The sequence below is a fragment of the Paenibacillus auburnensis genome, assembly GCF_927798115.1.
GTDB lineage: Bacteria > Bacillota > Bacilli > Paenibacillales > Paenibacillaceae > Paenibacillus_AQ > Paenibacillus_AQ auburnensis.
This window is the reverse complement of sequence record NZ_CAKMMG010000005.1, coordinates 14095-29870: the sequence shown is the minus strand read 5'-3', so window position 1 is coordinate 29870 and position 15776 is coordinate 14095. Positions and strand designations below refer to the sequence as shown.

Here is a 15776-nt window from a genome sequence, read left to right as displayed (position 1 = left end):
TCGTAATTGCTTAAAATTAGTATTAATAATAGAATGAAAGCAGTTACGTACAGAGCGCAGCCTTTCTACCGTTGTATATTAACCAGGAGGTGCAGCGAGATGCCTGATCATATGTCCGAACAGGAACTGAACAAGCTGATTAATATGCTGGAACTTTCGCAAAGTGACGATGACGCCCTGCAGACCTTTATGGAGCCTGAGTATTTTGAGAATGACCTCGGCGGACGTGTTCTTGTCCGTGCGGGCAAAATATTTGTTCAGGACCCGCTGCCAGGCGGAACACCTGCGGTGATTTCGGCCGCTCCTCCAGTGGTAATCCTTGTCAACGGCCAGCCTGTTTCAGGCCCAGCTAAAGTGACCTCACAGGATATGATTGAGTGGGAGATCCTAGAGCCGCCGCTGTATACGATTACGGTCTCCGAGGATCGTCTGCAGGCTTTTTTCACCTTACATTCACCAAAACGCTATCAATGGAAATTGAATGACTATTACTCAGCCAGCATGGTAGAAGTTGAGGCTGCATTGGATACGGAGACTGTGGTTGAACAGCTGGGTCTGAACCGAATCATTACTGATTTCGAGCATCGGGGAATTATACAGAACCTGAATATATCCGGAATTCATGCCGAGCTGCAGAATCCTACCTATCAGCCGATAACCGCTGCTAAGGGACGGGCTGCTGTTCCGGGAGAGAATGCGCAGCTGGAGCTGTTTTTCTCAGAAACGATAGAGAATGAGTTCAGTGAAATTGAGGGGCAAGTCGATTTCCGCAGCCATCTCCGCATTCCTTCAGTGATCAGAGGAGAGGTCATTGCCCGTAAAATTCCCTTTGTGGAGGGGATTCCCGGCTGTGATGTATACGGGGAGATATTATATCCGCCGCTGCCAAACGATGTGAATATCATTGCCAAAAATAACACCGTGGTGCTGATCAATAATGAGATCCGGGCGCTGCGTGAAGGCCGTCCCCGGGTAACCGGTGACAAAATCAAATATTTTGACATTACTACGACCTATATCGTTCCCGGCAATGTGAATATCAAGACAGGCAATATTCTTTTTTCCGGCGACGTGATTGTCCGCGGCAACGTGGAAGACAATATGATTATAGAATCGCTGGGGAATGTATATGTGGACGGAAGCATTTACAATTCCACGATAACCGCAACCGGCAGTATTCTCGTCAAAGGAAATGTGGTGAACAGCAAGCTCTATTCCGGTTATTTTGGTGTGCTGTACAACCGAATTTTCAATTGCTCCAAGCTGTTGATTGAAGAGGCCCAGCTACTGAAAACTGCCGTCAGGCTGCTGATCCAGGCGGTCCAAGCCCGCAAACAGAGCGTGAAATACGGACAGGCGGTGGTCCTGCTGCTGGAGAGTAAATTTCACAAAATCCCGCAGCTCACTAAGGAACTGCTCTCCGTGCTTGCGACGGTCCAGGCTTCGTACCATCAGGATCTTCAGCAAACACTGCATTTCCTGAATCTGCTGTTGAAGCCGGCCCAGCTGGTTGACTTCATGAATGAGGCCGCTTTGAGCGGAGTGATCAGCATGCTGGAAGAGCTGCATACGGGCGTGGCCCGATTACAGGAGATCAAGGTGGAGGTCAATATCGGAAAATGCCAGAATAGCACGCTTAAATCCAATGGCGACATTATGATCCATAGAGACGGCATAGTGCAAAGTGAGCTGTTCTCCTCCGGCAATATCTCGTTTCGCAAAACGTTTTCGATGTGCCGCGGCTCCAAGCTGGAGGCGGGAGGCAGCATTTCAGCCTTTTATGTAGGCGGAGAGAGCGGTGCGCAGTCTTATCTGAAGGCGAAACAAAGCATCTCTGTCCACAAAATGTATCTGGAAAAGGTCACGATTGACCGCTACACGGCAGATATCACGGAGCCCGTGGAGAATATGGTGTTCAACATCGACAATATCCGCACCATTCAGCTACGGATGGAGTCGAATTAAAACTAAAGGGGGTTCTCATCCCCCCGGAACGCAAAAACAGCCTCCCCAAAGGAAGGCTGTTTCTGAAGGACGTCCCGGAAGGGATGCAGCCCATTCGGGCTGATTGCGAAGCGGTCCTACCGAAGATAATGCTCCAACGTCCCCCACAAGAGGGGTTCTCATCCCCCGGAACGCAAAAACAGCCTCCCCAAAGGAAGGCTATTTCTGAAGGACGTCCCGGAAGGGATTCGAACCCCCGACCGTGCGCTTAGAAGGCGCATGCTCTATCCGGCTGAGCTACCGGGACATGAGATAACAGTGAAAAGCAAGCAAAAATTATGTTATCATAGTTGAATAATTTTTTCAACTTGTTTTTTTGAAACCTTAATAGGTTATGCTATAATCTACAATTAATCATGGTTCGGAGAAAAAGGAGGTGCCCTCATTAATCAATTCAATTCCCCCGCCAAAGAGAATATCGTGCTGTTTCCGAAAACGCTGGATTACTATCAGATTCAGCTTACGGTAATGCTGGAAAGTGAACGCTACGGGGAAGCGATGGAATTGCTGCGGTTCCTGCTGCAATGCCAGGGTCAGGAAGAGCGGCACTACGAGGAATGGCAGTCGCTGCTGGGCTGGCTGGAAGCGGCCTTTCCGGAAGCCGCCGAGAACGCAGACAGTGATCATAACGCTTCCGGTACGGAACAGGATCTTAAGGAAGAGGATATGGCCCGGATTTTGGCAAGGTCGAAGCTGGAAGAGGATGCGGATTATCCCGACAAGCTGCTGCGGAAGGTGATGAATGAACCGTTGTCGGAAGCGACCATTCTGGCGCTGGAACAGCTTTCTTATCTGGAGGGCGGGCAAGTGGATGAACAGCTGACTGCCTGGCTGCAAAAGACAGCGGTGCATCCGCTGCTGCAATTCCGAACACTCCAGACACTGAAGAAACGCGGGGCGCAAGGCATTGTGAAGCTGGGCCGCGGTCATGAGGTGGCGCAGATTGAGATCGAAACCGTCCCGCTGCAGAACGACGAGTTTCCGCCCCAGGTAAGCCAGGTGATGGAACGGGTGGCGGAGCAGGCTGAGGTGCATGAGCCCACCCTGTATTATTTTGCGCAGGAACTTTGGGGACAGTTTATTATGTCGATTTATGGGTCCTCTGAATATCACAAATTGCTGGAAGGTGAGGATGCCCTGCTGGATATTTGGGCGGGTGCGCTGCATCAGATGGTTTCGGAGAGCCTGAACGGGAACCGCCAGGAGGAAGAAACGCGTGTAATGTACGGGATCACAGACGGCATGCGCTTTCAATTTGAAGGAGCCTATCGGTCTCTCAAAGGATTTGTTAAGAGTTCCATACTTGATAAATAAAGCGATGTTGTATATAATATAATGGTTATTCTGTGCGTGAATTGCGTGATTATTTTGCGTAATTATTTGAAGTAAACATGTAACCTATTTTGGAGGGAAAAGTATATTATGAAAGCAACTTGGGAAAAAATAGAGAAGAACCTTGGCGTTCTTGAAGTCGAAGTAGAAGCAGAACGCGTAGCTGCAGCACTCGACAAAGCATTTAACAAAGTAGTTAAGAAAGCAAACGTACCTGGTTTCCGTAAAGGTAAAGTGCCACGGCCGATTTTTGAATCCCGTTTTGGTGTAGAAAGCCTCTACCAGGATGCAATCGACATCCTTCTTCCAGAAGTATACGGCGAAGCTGTTGAACAAACAGATATCTTCCCTGTAGACCGCCCGGAAGTGGACATCGAGCAATTCGCAAAAGGCCAAGCCTTCATCTTCAAAGCGAAGATCACTGTTAAGCCTGAAGTGAAACTGGGCCAGTACAAAGGTCTTGAAGTTCCGGTTCAAAAGGCAGAAGTTACCGAAGACGAGCTGAATGCTGAACTGAAACGCCTGCAGGAGCGTCATGCTGAGCTGGTTGTAGTTGAAGAAGGAGCAGCAGCTAACGGCGATATCGCTGTTATCGACTTCGACGGTTCTGTTGACGGAGTGCCATTCGAAGGCGGCGCGGCTGAGCGTCATTCCCTGGAGCTTGGCAGCAACTCGTTCATTCCTGGATTTGAAGAGCAGGTTGTAGGCATGGCTACTGGCGATTTCAAGGATGTTGAAGTTACTTTCCCTGAGGCTTACCATGCAGAGAACCTTGCCGGTAAAGCAGCAGTATTCAAAGTGAAGCTGCATGAAATCAAACGCAAACAGCTTCCTGAACTGGATGATGAGTTCGCTAAAGATGTAAGTGAATTCGATACGCTGGAAGAATACAAAGCAGACCTGAAGGCACAGCTGGAATCCCGCAAACAGGATGAGCTGAAGGGAGTTCGCGAAACTGCAGTAGTTGACAAAGCGGCTGCTAATGCAGAAGTTGAAATTCCTGAGGCAATGATCAAAAGCGAAGTTCAGAACATGGTTCGCGATTTCGACAACCGTCTTCGTCAGCAAGGCATGAACATGGACATGTTCCTCAGCTTCTCCGGCCAAACCCGTGAAGATCTTGAAGGCCAGATGAAGAGCGATGCCGAGAAGCGCGTTCGCAACAACCTGGTGCTTGAAGTGATCGCGAAGGAAGAGAACATCGAAGTTTCCGAAGAAGAAGTAAACCAAGAGCTTGCGACTATGGCTGAATCCTTCAAACGTTCACCTGAAGAAATCCGCAGCATCCTGGCAGCCAACGGCTCCCTGAGCAGCTTGAGCGAGGAAATTTCTCTGCGCAAAACCATCGACCTGCTGATTGCAAGCAGTGTGGAAGTTGAAGCAGCAGAAGAAGCTCCAGCAGCAGAAGAAGCAAGCGCTGAGTAATACTGTTTCATAAGTCCATTTTACCTAGAACGGCCAAGCAAGTCGGCCTCCATAAATAGTAATCAATAAGGCACGTAAGTTCTGTTACGTGCCTTATTTTTTATCGGCGGCTGGACGTTTGGGTGTACATAACCGGAAGCGGGTTGGCATTCTGTCTGGAAGTACGCTATAATGGCAGGCACGCGGGGTATTACGTTATTTTCGAACCAGTGAAAAAATGACATCCCGCCCCGAACGTGTTAAAATATTTCTGAAACGGAAAGACTAATCTGTATAGAGAAAAGAGGTTGGTGGCATGAGTTTGGTACCTATGGTTGTGGAATCAACAAGTCGTGGAGAACGCTCATACGATATCTATTCCAGATTGCTTAAGGACCGCATCATCTTCCTGAGCAATGCGATTGACGATGATGTCGCCAATCTGATTATTGCCCAGTTGTTGTTCCTGGCAGCAGATGACCCAGAAAAAGACATTCACCTGTACATCAACTCTCCCGGTGGTTCTGTAACAGCGGGCATGGGTATATATGATACGATGCAATATATTAAACCGGATGTTTCAACGATTTGCGTAGGGATGGCAGCCAGTATGGGTTCGCTGTTGCTTACCGCTGGAGCACCAGGCAAAAGATATGCGCTGACCAACAGTGAAGTCATGATTCATCAACCGCTCGGCGGTGTTCAGGGGCAGGCATCCGATATTTGGATTCATACGGACTGGATTCTCAAAACGAGACAGAAGTTGAATCAAATTTATGTGGATCGCACGGGTCAACCCCTTGAAAAAATCGAACGGGATACGGACCGCGACAATTTCATGAGCGCGGAAGAAGCGAAGGAATACGGGCTTATTGACCAGGTACTCTCTTCACCGATCATATCTTAAAGGGGTGGTAAGATGTTTAAATTTAACGATGAAAAAGGGCAGCTGAAATGTTCCTTTTGCGGTAAATCACAAGAGCAGGTTCGTAAGCTTGTAGCTGGACCTGGTGTTTATATATGTGACGAATGCATCGAGCTGTGCACGGAAATCGTGGAGGAAGAGCTCGGTCATGAAGAAGAGCTGGATCTGAAGGATATTCCGAAACCGAAGGAAATCCGTGATATTCTCGATCAATACGTAATCGGCCAGGAGCAGGCGAAGAAATCGCTCTCCGTTGCCGTATACAATCACTATAAGCGCGTCAACAGCCAGAGTAAGATTGAAGATGTCGAATTGACGAAGAGCAACATTCTGCTGCTCGGACCAACCGGCTCCGGTAAAACCCTGCTGGCCCAGACGATGGCGAAGATTATCAACGTTCCTTTTGCTATTGCGGATGCAACCTCCCTTACGGAAGCGGGCTACGTCGGCGAAGATGTTGAGAACATTCTGCTGAAGCTGATCCAGGCTGCTGACTATGATGTGGAAAAAGCCGAACGCGGCATTATCTATATTGACGAAATTGATAAAGTAGCACGCAAATCCGAGAATCCGTCCATTACCCGTGACGTTTCCGGTGAAGGTGTACAGCAGGCGCTGCTGAAGATCCTGGAAGGCACAGTTGCTTCTGTACCTCCGCAGGGCGGACGCAAGCATCCTCATCAGGAGTTCATCCAAATCGATACAACGAACATTCTGTTCATTGTAGGCGGTGCTTTTGACGGTCTGGAGCAAATGATCAAACGCCGTATCGGCAAAAAGGTCATCGGCTTCAATGCAGCAGTTGAAGGCCAGAAGGATCTGAAAGCCGGAGAATACCTCTCCATGGTATTGCCTGAGGATCTGCTCAAATTCGGTCTCATTCCTGAGTTTGTCGGCCGTTTGCCAGTAATCTCCACACTCGAGCCGCTTGATGAGAATACACTGGTCCGCATTCTGTCTGAACCGAAGAATGCATTGACCAAGCAGTACATCAAGCTTCTTGAAATGGACAATGTGGCGCTGAAGTTTGAACCGCTGGCCCTTGAAGCTATTGCCAAGGAAGCGATCAAACGCAACACAGGTGCCCGCGGTCTGCGTGCCATCATTGAGAGCATTATGCTTGATGTGATGTATGAGGTTCCTTCACGCGATGATATTAAAGACTGCGTGATTACAGAACAGGTTGTGCAAGAGAAGGCTCTGCCTGAGCTGGGACTTAAGAAAGATAAGAAAAAAGAGGAAAGCGCCTAAGACACGCTGACCTTACAATAATACAAGTCATAGTCTCCACCGTTTCCGCTGATCCCGCTTCATACAGGTGGGCGGAAGGGGTGGAGCTTTGATCGTTATGGGGGAGAAAACCATGTTCTTGAGACACCAGACCCGGCCCGTCAATGTCGGCGGAGTTATTATCGGGGGTAACAACGAGGTTGCTATTCAAAGCATGTGTACGACCAAGACCGCTGACGTGGAAGCTACAGTGGCTGAAATTCTGCGGTTAGAAGAAGCGGGCTGTCAGCTTGTGCGTGTTACCGTCAACAATGAAGAGGCGGCTGCAGCGATCAAAGAAATCAAGAAGCAAATCCACATTCCGCTGGTGGCGGACATTCACTTTAATTATAAACTGGCACTGCTGGCGATTGAGAACGGAATCGATAAGGTGCGGATTAATCCCGGCAATATTGGCCGCCGCGACAAGGTAGAAGCGGTAGTCAAAGCCTGTAAGGACAAAGGAATTCCCATCCGCATCGGAGTAAATGCCGGTTCCCTGGAGTCTCATCTCCTGGAGAAATACGGTTATCCGACTCCGGAAGCGATGGTTGAGAGCGCCCTTTATCATATCGGGATTCTTGAGGAACTGGACTTCCATGATATTATCGTATCGCTCAAAGCCTCGGATGTGCCGATGGCCATCGAAGCTTACCGCAAAGCAGCCGAAGTCATTCCTTATCCGCTGCACCTCGGTATTACCGAGTCCGGTACGCTGTTTGCCGGAACCGTGAAGAGCTCCGCCGGGATCGGTGCACTGCTCTCCATGGGGATCGGCAGCACCGTGCGCATCTCCCTGAGCGCCGACCCTGTCGAGGAGGTTAAGGTGGCGCGTGAGCTGCTTAAGACCTTTGGCCTGATCTCTAACGCACCTACACTGATCTCCTGCCCGACCTGCGGACGTTTGGACATTGACCTCTTCTCCATCGCCAATGAAGTAGAAGAGTATATCTCCAAGCTGAAGGTGCCGATCAAAGTCTCAGTACTGGGCTGTGCTGTTAATGGCCCCGGAGAAGCGCGTGAAGCGGATATTGGTATCGCAGGCGCCCGCGGTGAAGGGTTGCTGTTCCGCTACGGTCAAATGATCCGCAAAGTTCCTGAAGCGGAGCTCGTATCCGAGCTTAAGAAGGAAATTGACGCCATTGTTGTCGCTTTTGAAGAGACCGGTGAGATTCCAGGCCGTAAGCATGCCGGATTGGCTCCGGCTGTAAGCGTGGGTAATCCGGCGGAATAGTAGAACTTATTCTATATTTATAAAAGCCATAGTACCTTATGATAGTTACACCGGGTTGATCAGCAGTGCTGAAGTTCTGAATTGCTGAAGTGCTGAATTTAACTAAAGGGAAACACTCCCGTTAATTTGGCTCGTTTCAGGGAAATGAAGATTATAGAGGGGTTTCCTCCCTTTAATCCAATCAACGTAGAACGATTCGAAGATATAGAATGAATTAAAGGGCGATATTCCCTTTATTGCTCGAGAAACATGCTTAATTGGTATTATAGCGGGTGTATTTCCCTTTAGTTGTAGATAGAGGCTCCGATTTTCATAGCATGAAGCAAGGTGACGATGAACGTCCCATTATGCCACGGGTGATCCGGCGGTGAATGGGACGTTTTTTATTTTTATAACCAAGGGGATATGCAGATATGAATCACAAACAGCTTATCGATGACTTTATCCAGTATCATCTGGATGCCAGAACCGGTGAACGCAAGGGGAGACTGGAGAGGGGTCACCGGCACGCCGAAACGTTATTTCTTCAGAATGTGTGGTGGCCGCTGCGTGGTGATTTCTGTGATCTTCATCCTGAGTATGAGGTTCTGGACTGGCGTGGCCGCTCTTATTTTGCTGACTTTGCCTTTTTGCCGGGAACAATCAGATTGCTGCTGGAGATCAAAGGCTACACAGCACATGTTAAGGATATGGATAGACAGAGGTATAGCAATGAACTAAATCGAGAAACTTTTCTGTGTGCCATGGGCTTCCAAGTGATTTCCTTTGCCTATGATGATGTAGAGCAACGTCCGGAATTATGCATAACTTTGCTCCGCATGGTGCTCAGCAGATATATGGCGGCAGTTGTTCCGGTTGATAAATTATTGCTCGGAGAAAGAGAAATCATGCGTTTCGTCATGCGTCAGTCCGGATCCGTGCGTCCACAGGATGTTTCTGATTATTTTTCAATCGATGCTAAGACTGCGCGGCAACTATTATACAAGCTGTGTGAAAAAGGGTGGCTGAATCCGGTAAAACGTGGCGAGGGAATTCGAAAGGTGAGGTATGAGCTGGCTCGTAATGTTCTTAGCTACTGGGACTAAGGGGCGATCGTAAATTCCCTGAATGGTATGTTCACGCTGCTGTCCTTGCTCCCAGTGCTCTCTATCCTCGCTGCCTACCTGTCGTCCGGTCAGTGGACTTACCCCCGGTTTATATTCAAAGTTTCAGGCCGATCTTTCATTATTCCTGTCCCGGAGCGTTTATGAATGAACGAAACGGCTATACTACCTAGTAGTAGCCAAAAGGGCAGGACAGATAGACTGAATGAAACAGGAGGGTGACCTATGCAATTAGGAATATTGCTGATGATCGTGCAGCTCTTTTTCGCGCTGGTTATCGGCGTTTATTTTTGGAATCTGCTGCGGGGACAGAAGACGAATAAGACGGCGGTGGACCGGGAATCTCGTAAGGAGCTGGACAAGCTGCGGAAAATGCGGATGATCTCTCTAACGAAACCGCTCTCGGAAAAGACACGGCCAGCCTCCATTAGCGATATCGTTGGGCAAAAGGACGGGCTGCGTGCCTTAAAGGCCGCACTGTGCAGCGCGAATCCCCAGCATGTGATCATCTATGGTCCGCCGGGAGTCGGTAAGACGGCAGCGGCCCGTGTTGTGATGGAGGAAGCTAAGAAGAATTCACTTTCCCCTTTTAAGAGTGATGCCAAGTTTACAGAAATAGATGCAACTACAGCACGCTTTGATGAACGCGGGATTGCCGATCCGCTGATCGGCTCTGTGCATGACCCGATATACCAGGGAGCAGGAGCAATGGGGGTGGCTGGTGTGCCGCAGCCGAAGCCGGGAGCAGTGACGAAGGCACATGGCGGAATATTGTTTCTGGATGAGATCGGAGAACTTCATCCGATTCAGATGAACAAGCTGCTAAAGGTGCTGGAGGACCGGAAGGTGCTGCTGGAGAGTGCGTACTATAACTCCGAGGACAGCAATACGCCTGCTTATATCCATGATATTTTTCAAAATGGCCTTCCGGCTGATTTCCGGCTGGTTGGAGCCACTACGCGTTCGCCCGAGGAAATATCGCCTGCACTGCGTTCACGCTGCATGGAGATTTATTTCCGTCCGCTGCTGCCTGATGAGATTGCCGTTATTGCCCGGGATGCCATTCAGAAGATTGGCCTGAAGCCGAGCCCAGAAGCCGTGACAGTGGTACAACAATATGCCACGAATGGCCGTGAGGCAGTGAACATGATTCAGCTTGCTGCGGGGCTCGCACTGACAGAACAGCGCGATACCTTGAGTGCGGCAGAAGTAGAGTGGGTAGCCGGCAGCAGTCAGCTGCCGCTGCGTACGGAACGCAAAATTCCGACTGCCCCGCAGATCGGACTAGTCAATGGACTGGCTGTTTATGGACCGGGGATGGGTACCTTGCTAGAAATCGAAGTATCCGCGGCACCTGCGCAGAACGGCCAGGGCCGGCTGAATGTCACCGGCGTTGTTGACGAAGAGGAGACCCGCGGCGGTTCGCGGACGATCCGCCGCAAGAGCATGGCTAAGGGTTCCGTAGAGAATGTACTGACCGTTCTGCGGATGATGAACCTGGAGCCGGATCGCTATGACATCCATGTGAACTTCCCCGGCGGCACGCCAATAGACGGCCCCTCTGCCGGGGTTGCCATGGCCGTGGCTATTGTCTCGGCGATCCGCCACCTGCCAGTGGACAACACCGTAGCCATCACCGGGGAGATCGGCATTCATGGCCGGGTGAAGCCGGTCGGCGGCGTGATCGCCAAGGTCGAGGCGGCCTTCCAGGCCGGCGCGACAACCGTGCTCATTCCCAAGGACAACTGGCAGTCTCTCTTCGCCGACCTTGCACCGCTGCAGGTCATTCCTGTAGACACCGTTGAAGAGGTATTCCGCCACCTGTTCGGAGCCGAGACCGCCGATGTGCGGCTGCCGGCAGTCTCGGGCGAGACCTTTTCTACCGGGCCTTCGCTGCTTAAGGCGGATGCTTCGGGGGAAAGTGCGCAGGGGTAAGGGCTGCTTGTGAGGTTTTTGAACCGTATTATGTGAGTGTGAAAGGTGAAGTAGGAAATTTAAAAGCGCCCCCTCATTAACAATTTGAGGGGGCGCTTTTTTATACGAAAAAAATGCAACTATTTTACAATGGGATCGTCTGTAATACCGTGGATTATTGATGAAAACATGGATATTATATACAATTCAATAGTGTGATAATCTTTATCGGGGGAGAGTTGGATTTTGAAAAGACTATTAATCTTAAAAATTATAGTTGCATCTATGCTTTCTTTTTCTGCAAGTGCTTATAGTGAAGGTGTAAGCCCTAAGTACATACAAATGAACAAGGCCTACCGGGGATGGCAAGGAGTAGCTGCAGATAAGGAAAAAATATATGTGACTTCAGATCGAGATGTGGATTTTTCACTTTCGAATACAATATCGGTCTATGGAATTTCCGGTAAATATTTATCAGAGAAAAGGAGGGCCTACACCGGTAAGGATAGAAAAAAACGCTTCATGTCATTTGGAGATTGTTTTGCTGCCAAAGGATTTCTGTATGCTACGGTCTATAATTTCAACTCAGGCCCGCCTGAAAAAGAGCGTATTAGCCGGGTTGTGAAATATAAGCTTCCTGATCTAAGGCAGGTAGCGCAATACGATATAGGACAAGGTACAGCTGAATCCCTGGCTATTTACAAAGGTTCCTTTTGGGTGGTGTACCATGATAGGAATGAAATCAGGCGGTATGATAGCAAATTTAGATTTCAGGCTGCTTACCCGCTGTCTGCACAATTTGGTGGAGAGGGAGGGTATCAAGGAATCTTTTTCAAAAATGATGATCTTTATGGAAACCTTCACGGATCGAATGAATACGGGAAGGCGTACGCCCAAGGGTTAGATCATTACAGGTTCGATGGGTGTTCTTTTAAATTCATTGAAAGAATTAAACCTCCTACATATGGGTCTGGTCAAGGAGTTGAAAGATTTGGTACATATATATTTTGGGCGGATCGTCCGGGAAATAAAATCATAATCACAAATGAAAATGCACTTTAAACCATGGTTTATTTTTGCCCTCTACTTATTAGGGTGTTTAACTCTTAAAAGGTGTGTTCATCCAGGAGCTGGAGGTGAATAACCTCTGCTCTTTTTTTATTGTTAAATCATCCTTCCCAGCCGCCAAAAAATCCAGGTCAAAACATATTCTGCAGAAGAACCACAAATACTAAAGACTGTGCCAAAAATCTGTTTTGGGCAACTTAGCCCTTCAAATGTCCTCTAACAGACAAACAACCTTTCTATATCGCATGCCGCCAGTTGGTGTTTTGACCCCGCTTTTGTTAGAATGAATGCATATGACATAACTTGAGAACCATGGGAGGTGCGAAAGCGATGATACCAAACAAATCCAAAGGTCGTCGTTTTCCTTTATTGCCGCTTAGAGGTCTTCTTGTGTACCCTAGCATGGTTCTTCACCTTGACGTAGGACGCGAGAAATCTGTTCGTGCGCTGGAAAAAGCTATGGTTGAAGATAACCTGATTCTCCTCTGCTCCCAGTCAGAAGTGAATATTGAGGAGCCTGGACAAGAAGATATTTTTCGGGTCGGCACCGTTGCGAATGTGCGGCAGATGCTGAAGCTTCCGAACGGCACGATCCGTGTGCTGGTAGAGGGAGTGGAACGGGCCGAAATTATTCATTATACGGATAATGAGGAGTATTACGAGGTTATGGCACGCGAGCTGCCGGAGCAGGAGGATGTCGATCAGGAGAGCGACGCCTTGATGCGGACGGTGTTGAGCCAGTTCGAGCATTACATCACCTTATCCAAAAAGGTCACCCCAGAGACGCTTGCTGCCGTGTCCGATATTGAAGAGCCTGGCCGTCTGGCAGATGTCATTACGAGCCACCTGGCACTGAAGATTAAGGATAAGCAAGAGATCTTAGAGACCATTGACGTCAGCAAACGTCTGGAGAAGCTGCTCGATATTCTCAATAATGAACGCGAAGTGCTTGAGCTGGAGCGTAAGATCAACCAGCGGGTGAAGAAGCAGATGGAGAAGACCCAGAAGGAATATTATCTGCGTGAGCAGATGAAAGCGATCCAGAAGGAGCTCGGGGAGAAAGAAGGCCGGGCTGGTGAAGCTGATGAGCTGCGCTCACAGATGCAGGAGAAGAATCTGCCGGAGCGGGTGCAGGAGAAGATTGAGAAAGAAATCGACCGTCTGGAGAAAATGCCTGCGAGTTCGGCTGAAGGCAGTGTCATCCGCAACTACGTCGATTGGCTGCTCGGTCTGCCTTGGAGCGAATCTACGGAAGATGATCTGGATATTCTGAAAGCGGAACAGGTGCTGGATGCCGATCACTACGGTCTTGAGAAGCCGAAGGAACGCGTGTTGGAATACTTGGCTGTGCAAAAGCTGGTCAAGAAGCTGAAGGGTCCGATTCTCTGCCTCGTAGGCCCTCCGGGCGTCGGCAAAACCTCACTGGCGCGCTCCATCGCCCGTTCCCTGAACCGCAAGTTCGTCCGTATCTCGCTCGGCGGCGTGCGTGATGAAGCTGAGATCCGCGGGCACCGCCGCACCTATGTGGGTGCGATGCCGGGCCGGATCATCCAAGGGATGAAGACAGCCGGAAGCATTAATCCGGTCTTCCTGCTCGACGAAATCGATAAGATGGCGGCTGACTTCCGCGGCGATCCGTCGGCAGCATTGCTTGAAGTGCTGGACCCGGAACAGAACAATACTTTTAGCGACCACTTTGTAGAGTTGCCGTTCGATTTGTCGAACGTAATGTTCGTGACAACGGCGAATGCCGTGCATAACATTCCGCGTCCGCTGCTAGACCGGATGGAGATGCTGTTCATTCCCGGCTATACGGAGCTTGAGAAGCTGCAGATTGCCAGCCGGTACCTGCTGCCGAAGCAACGTAAGAACCACGGGCTTGAGGATTCACAGCTGACGATTGAAGATGATTCGCTGCTGAAAATCGTCCGTGAATATACACGGGAATCCGGGGTGCGTAATCTGGAGCAGCAGATTGCTGCGCTGTGCCGGAAGGCCGCGAAGCAGATTGTCTCCGGAGAGAAGGAAGAAGTCAGTATTCTTCCAGGAGAGATCAAGGATTATCTTGGTGTCTCGAAATACCGCTATGGAATGGCGGAGCTGGAGGATCAGATCGGTACGGTTACCGGGCTGGCCTGGACGGAAGTTGGCGGTGATACACTGCTGATCGAAGTAACGGTGGTACAGGGCACCGGCAAGCTGACGCTAACCGGACAGCTGGGCGATGTAATGAAGGAATCGGCACAGGCCGCCTTCAGCTACACCCGCTCCAAAGCGGAAGAACTGGGTCTGGCGCCTGATTTCCATGAGAAGAATGACATTCACATTCATATCCCTGAAGGTGCGATACCGAAGGATGGCCCGTCTGCTGGGATTACAATTGCAACTGCGCTAATCTCTGCACTCACGAAACGGTATGTCTCGAAGGATGTAGCAATGACGGGTGAGATTACACTCCGCGGACGTGTCCTGCCAATTGGCGGACTTAAGGAGAAATCGCTGGCAGCCCACCGGGCCGGCTACAAAAAAATCCTTCTTCCGAAGGATAATGAACGCGACCTTAAGGATATTCCGGAGAGTGTGCGTAATGATGTGGAGTTCGTACCTGTATCCCACATGGATCAAGTACTGCAGCATGCGCTGGTAGATCATCATCATACAGAAATAAGCAGTGAAGCGCCGAGTAGTGTGCATTAGAAAGGAAGTCCTATGAAAGTTAACAATGCCGAATTTATCATCAGTGCCGTAGGCCCTGATCAATACCCAACGGACGCCTTGCCAGAGATTGCTCTGGCAGGGCGCTCCAACGTCGGGAAGTCCTCTTTGATTAACCGTATGATTAACCGCAAGAACCTGGCACGTACCAGCTCCACCCCGGGCAAAACCCAGCATATGAACTATTACCGTGTTAATGAAGATATGTATTTTGTCGATTTTCCCGGATATGGTTATGCGAAGGTATCCAAAACCCAGCGGGCCTCATGGGGCAAAATGGTTGAAAAGTACATGGCGGAGCGTGACACGCTGAAGCTTATCCTGCTTGTTGTGGATCTGCGCCATCCGCCGACCGGCAATGACAAGATGATGTTTGACTGGCTCAAGCATTATGACCTGCCGTTGTGCGTGGTGGCTACTAAGGCCGATAAAATTCCTAAGACGCGTTGGCCCAAACATATCAAAGTGATGAAGCAGGAGCTTGGTGTGCTGCCGGGGGATAACTTCATTCCATTTTCGTCGGAAATCGGTCTTGGCAAGGATGAGCTGTGGGCGTTAATTGAAGGTTACAGTCTTCAGTCTTCAGAAGAAGATTCGGATGAACTGTCTGATTCGGATAATCTGAATGATGGAGCTGAGCAGATAGCTGGAAATGAAGTTGCGCCTGAAGAAGAGCAGGAATCCTGAAACAAGGCTTTATCCTGTGTATAAGTTAGCAATAGAGCGCAATCCTTTGACTCTCCTCCTATTCTCGAGGTTTAGGTTGAATTATCAGCTTACAGTCTGTTTCCGCTCATGAGAAAACCCA

Annotated in this window: 11 protein-coding genes and 1 tRNA gene; 11 read left to right on the top strand and 1 reads right to left on the bottom strand. The window is 49.5% G+C overall.

Annotated elements, in window-relative coordinates; all coding sequences use genetic code 11:
- Positions 1 to 99: 99 nt before the first annotated feature.
- Positions 100 to 1965, top strand: coding sequence for a FapA family protein (locus L6H70_RS17550; RefSeq protein WP_236335258.1), 1866 nt, complete (start codon positions 100 to 102; stop codon positions 1963 to 1965).
- A gap of 212 nt (positions 1966 to 2177) precedes the next feature.
- On the opposite strand, the gene L6H70_RS17545 is transcribed toward L6H70_RS17550, so the two are convergent.
- A tRNA-Arg gene (locus tag L6H70_RS17545) sits at positions 2178 to 2251 on the bottom strand.
- Between the two features lie 221 nt (positions 2252 to 2472).
- On the opposite strand from L6H70_RS17545, the gene L6H70_RS17540 reads away from it, so the two are divergent.
- From L6H70_RS17540 to yihA, 10 genes are all read left to right on the top strand, one after another.
- Entirely contained in the window at positions 2473 to 3318 is an 846-nt protein-coding gene (locus L6H70_RS17540) for a hypothetical protein (protein ID WP_236335573.1), read from the top strand.
- A 108-nt stretch (positions 3319 to 3426) separates the two neighbouring features.
- A complete protein-coding gene (gene tig / locus L6H70_RS17535) occupies positions 3427 to 4761 on the top strand; it encodes a trigger factor (protein WP_236335257.1) in 1335 nt (444 codons plus the stop codon).
- A 295-nt stretch (positions 4762 to 5056) separates the two neighbouring features.
- Complete coding sequence (clpP, locus tag L6H70_RS17530) at positions 5057 to 5647, top strand: ATP-dependent Clp endopeptidase proteolytic subunit ClpP (protein ID WP_054942759.1); 591 nt, start codon at positions 5057 to 5059, stop codon at positions 5645 to 5647.
- Positions 5648 to 5659: 12 nt separating this feature from the next.
- Positions 5660 to 6916, top strand: coding sequence for an ATP-dependent protease ATP-binding subunit ClpX (gene clpX, locus L6H70_RS17525; RefSeq protein WP_054942758.1), 1257 nt, complete (start codon positions 5660 to 5662; stop codon positions 6914 to 6916).
- Between the two features lie 112 nt (positions 6917 to 7028).
- Entirely contained in the window at positions 7029 to 8168 is a 1140-nt protein-coding gene (ispG, locus tag L6H70_RS17520) for a flavodoxin-dependent (E)-4-hydroxy-3-methylbut-2-enyl-diphosphate synthase (protein ID WP_236335256.1), read from the top strand.
- A 413-nt stretch (positions 8169 to 8581) separates the two neighbouring features.
- Complete coding sequence (locus L6H70_RS17515; protein WP_236335254.1) at positions 8582 to 9253, top strand: DUF559 domain-containing protein; 672 nt, start codon at positions 8582 to 8584, stop codon at positions 9251 to 9253.
- Positions 9254 to 9496: 243 nt separating this feature from the next.
- Complete coding sequence (gene lonB, locus L6H70_RS17510; protein ID WP_236335252.1) at positions 9497 to 11206, top strand: ATP-dependent protease LonB; 1710 nt, start codon at positions 9497 to 9499, stop codon at positions 11204 to 11206.
- Positions 11207 to 11431: 225 nt separating this feature from the next.
- The gene (locus L6H70_RS17505; protein ID WP_236335249.1) at positions 11432 to 12247 is read left to right on the top strand and encodes a hypothetical protein; all 816 of its coding nucleotides are present in this window, start codon (positions 11432 to 11434) and stop codon (positions 12245 to 12247) included.
- 336 nt (positions 12248 to 12583) lie between these two features.
- Entirely contained in the window at positions 12584 to 14950 is a 2367-nt protein-coding gene (gene lon, locus L6H70_RS17500) for an endopeptidase La (protein ID WP_236335247.1), read from the top strand.
- A gap of 12 nt (positions 14951 to 14962) precedes the next feature.
- A complete protein-coding gene (gene yihA, locus L6H70_RS17495) occupies positions 14963 to 15655 on the top strand; it encodes a ribosome biogenesis GTP-binding protein YihA/YsxC (protein WP_236335246.1) in 693 nt (230 codons plus the stop codon).
- Positions 15656 to 15776: the final 121 nt, after the last annotated feature.

Bases quoted from the DNA above. Each gene is read 5' to 3' on its own strand.
- yihA (WP_236335246.1), top strand. From the start codon at position 14,963: ATGAAAGTTAACAATGCCGAATTTATCATCAGTGCCGTAGGCCCTGAT.
- L6H70_RS17540 (WP_236335573.1), top strand. From the start codon at position 2,473: ATGCTGGAAAGTGAACGCTACGGGGAAGCGATGGAATTGCTGCGGTTC.
- lonB (WP_236335252.1), top strand. From the start codon at position 9,497: ATGCAATTAGGAATATTGCTGATGATCGTGCAGCTCTTTTTCGCGCTG.
- ispG (WP_236335256.1), top strand. From the start codon at position 7,029: ATGTTCTTGAGACACCAGACCCGGCCCGTCAATGTCGGCGGAGTTATT.
- clpP (WP_054942759.1), top strand. From the start codon at position 5,057: ATGAGTTTGGTACCTATGGTTGTGGAATCAACAAGTCGTGGAGAACGC.
- clpX (WP_054942758.1), top strand. From the start codon at position 5,660: ATGTTTAAATTTAACGATGAAAAAGGGCAGCTGAAATGTTCCTTTTGC.
- L6H70_RS17550 (WP_236335258.1), top strand. From the start codon at position 100: ATGCCTGATCATATGTCCGAACAGGAACTGAACAAGCTGATTAATATG.
- tig (WP_236335257.1), top strand. From the start codon at position 3,427: ATGAAAGCAACTTGGGAAAAAATAGAGAAGAACCTTGGCGTTCTTGAA.
- L6H70_RS17515 (WP_236335254.1), top strand. From the start codon at position 8,582: ATGAATCACAAACAGCTTATCGATGACTTTATCCAGTATCATCTGGAT.
- lon (WP_236335247.1), top strand. From the start codon at position 12,584: ATGATACCAAACAAATCCAAAGGTCGTCGTTTTCCTTTATTGCCGCTT.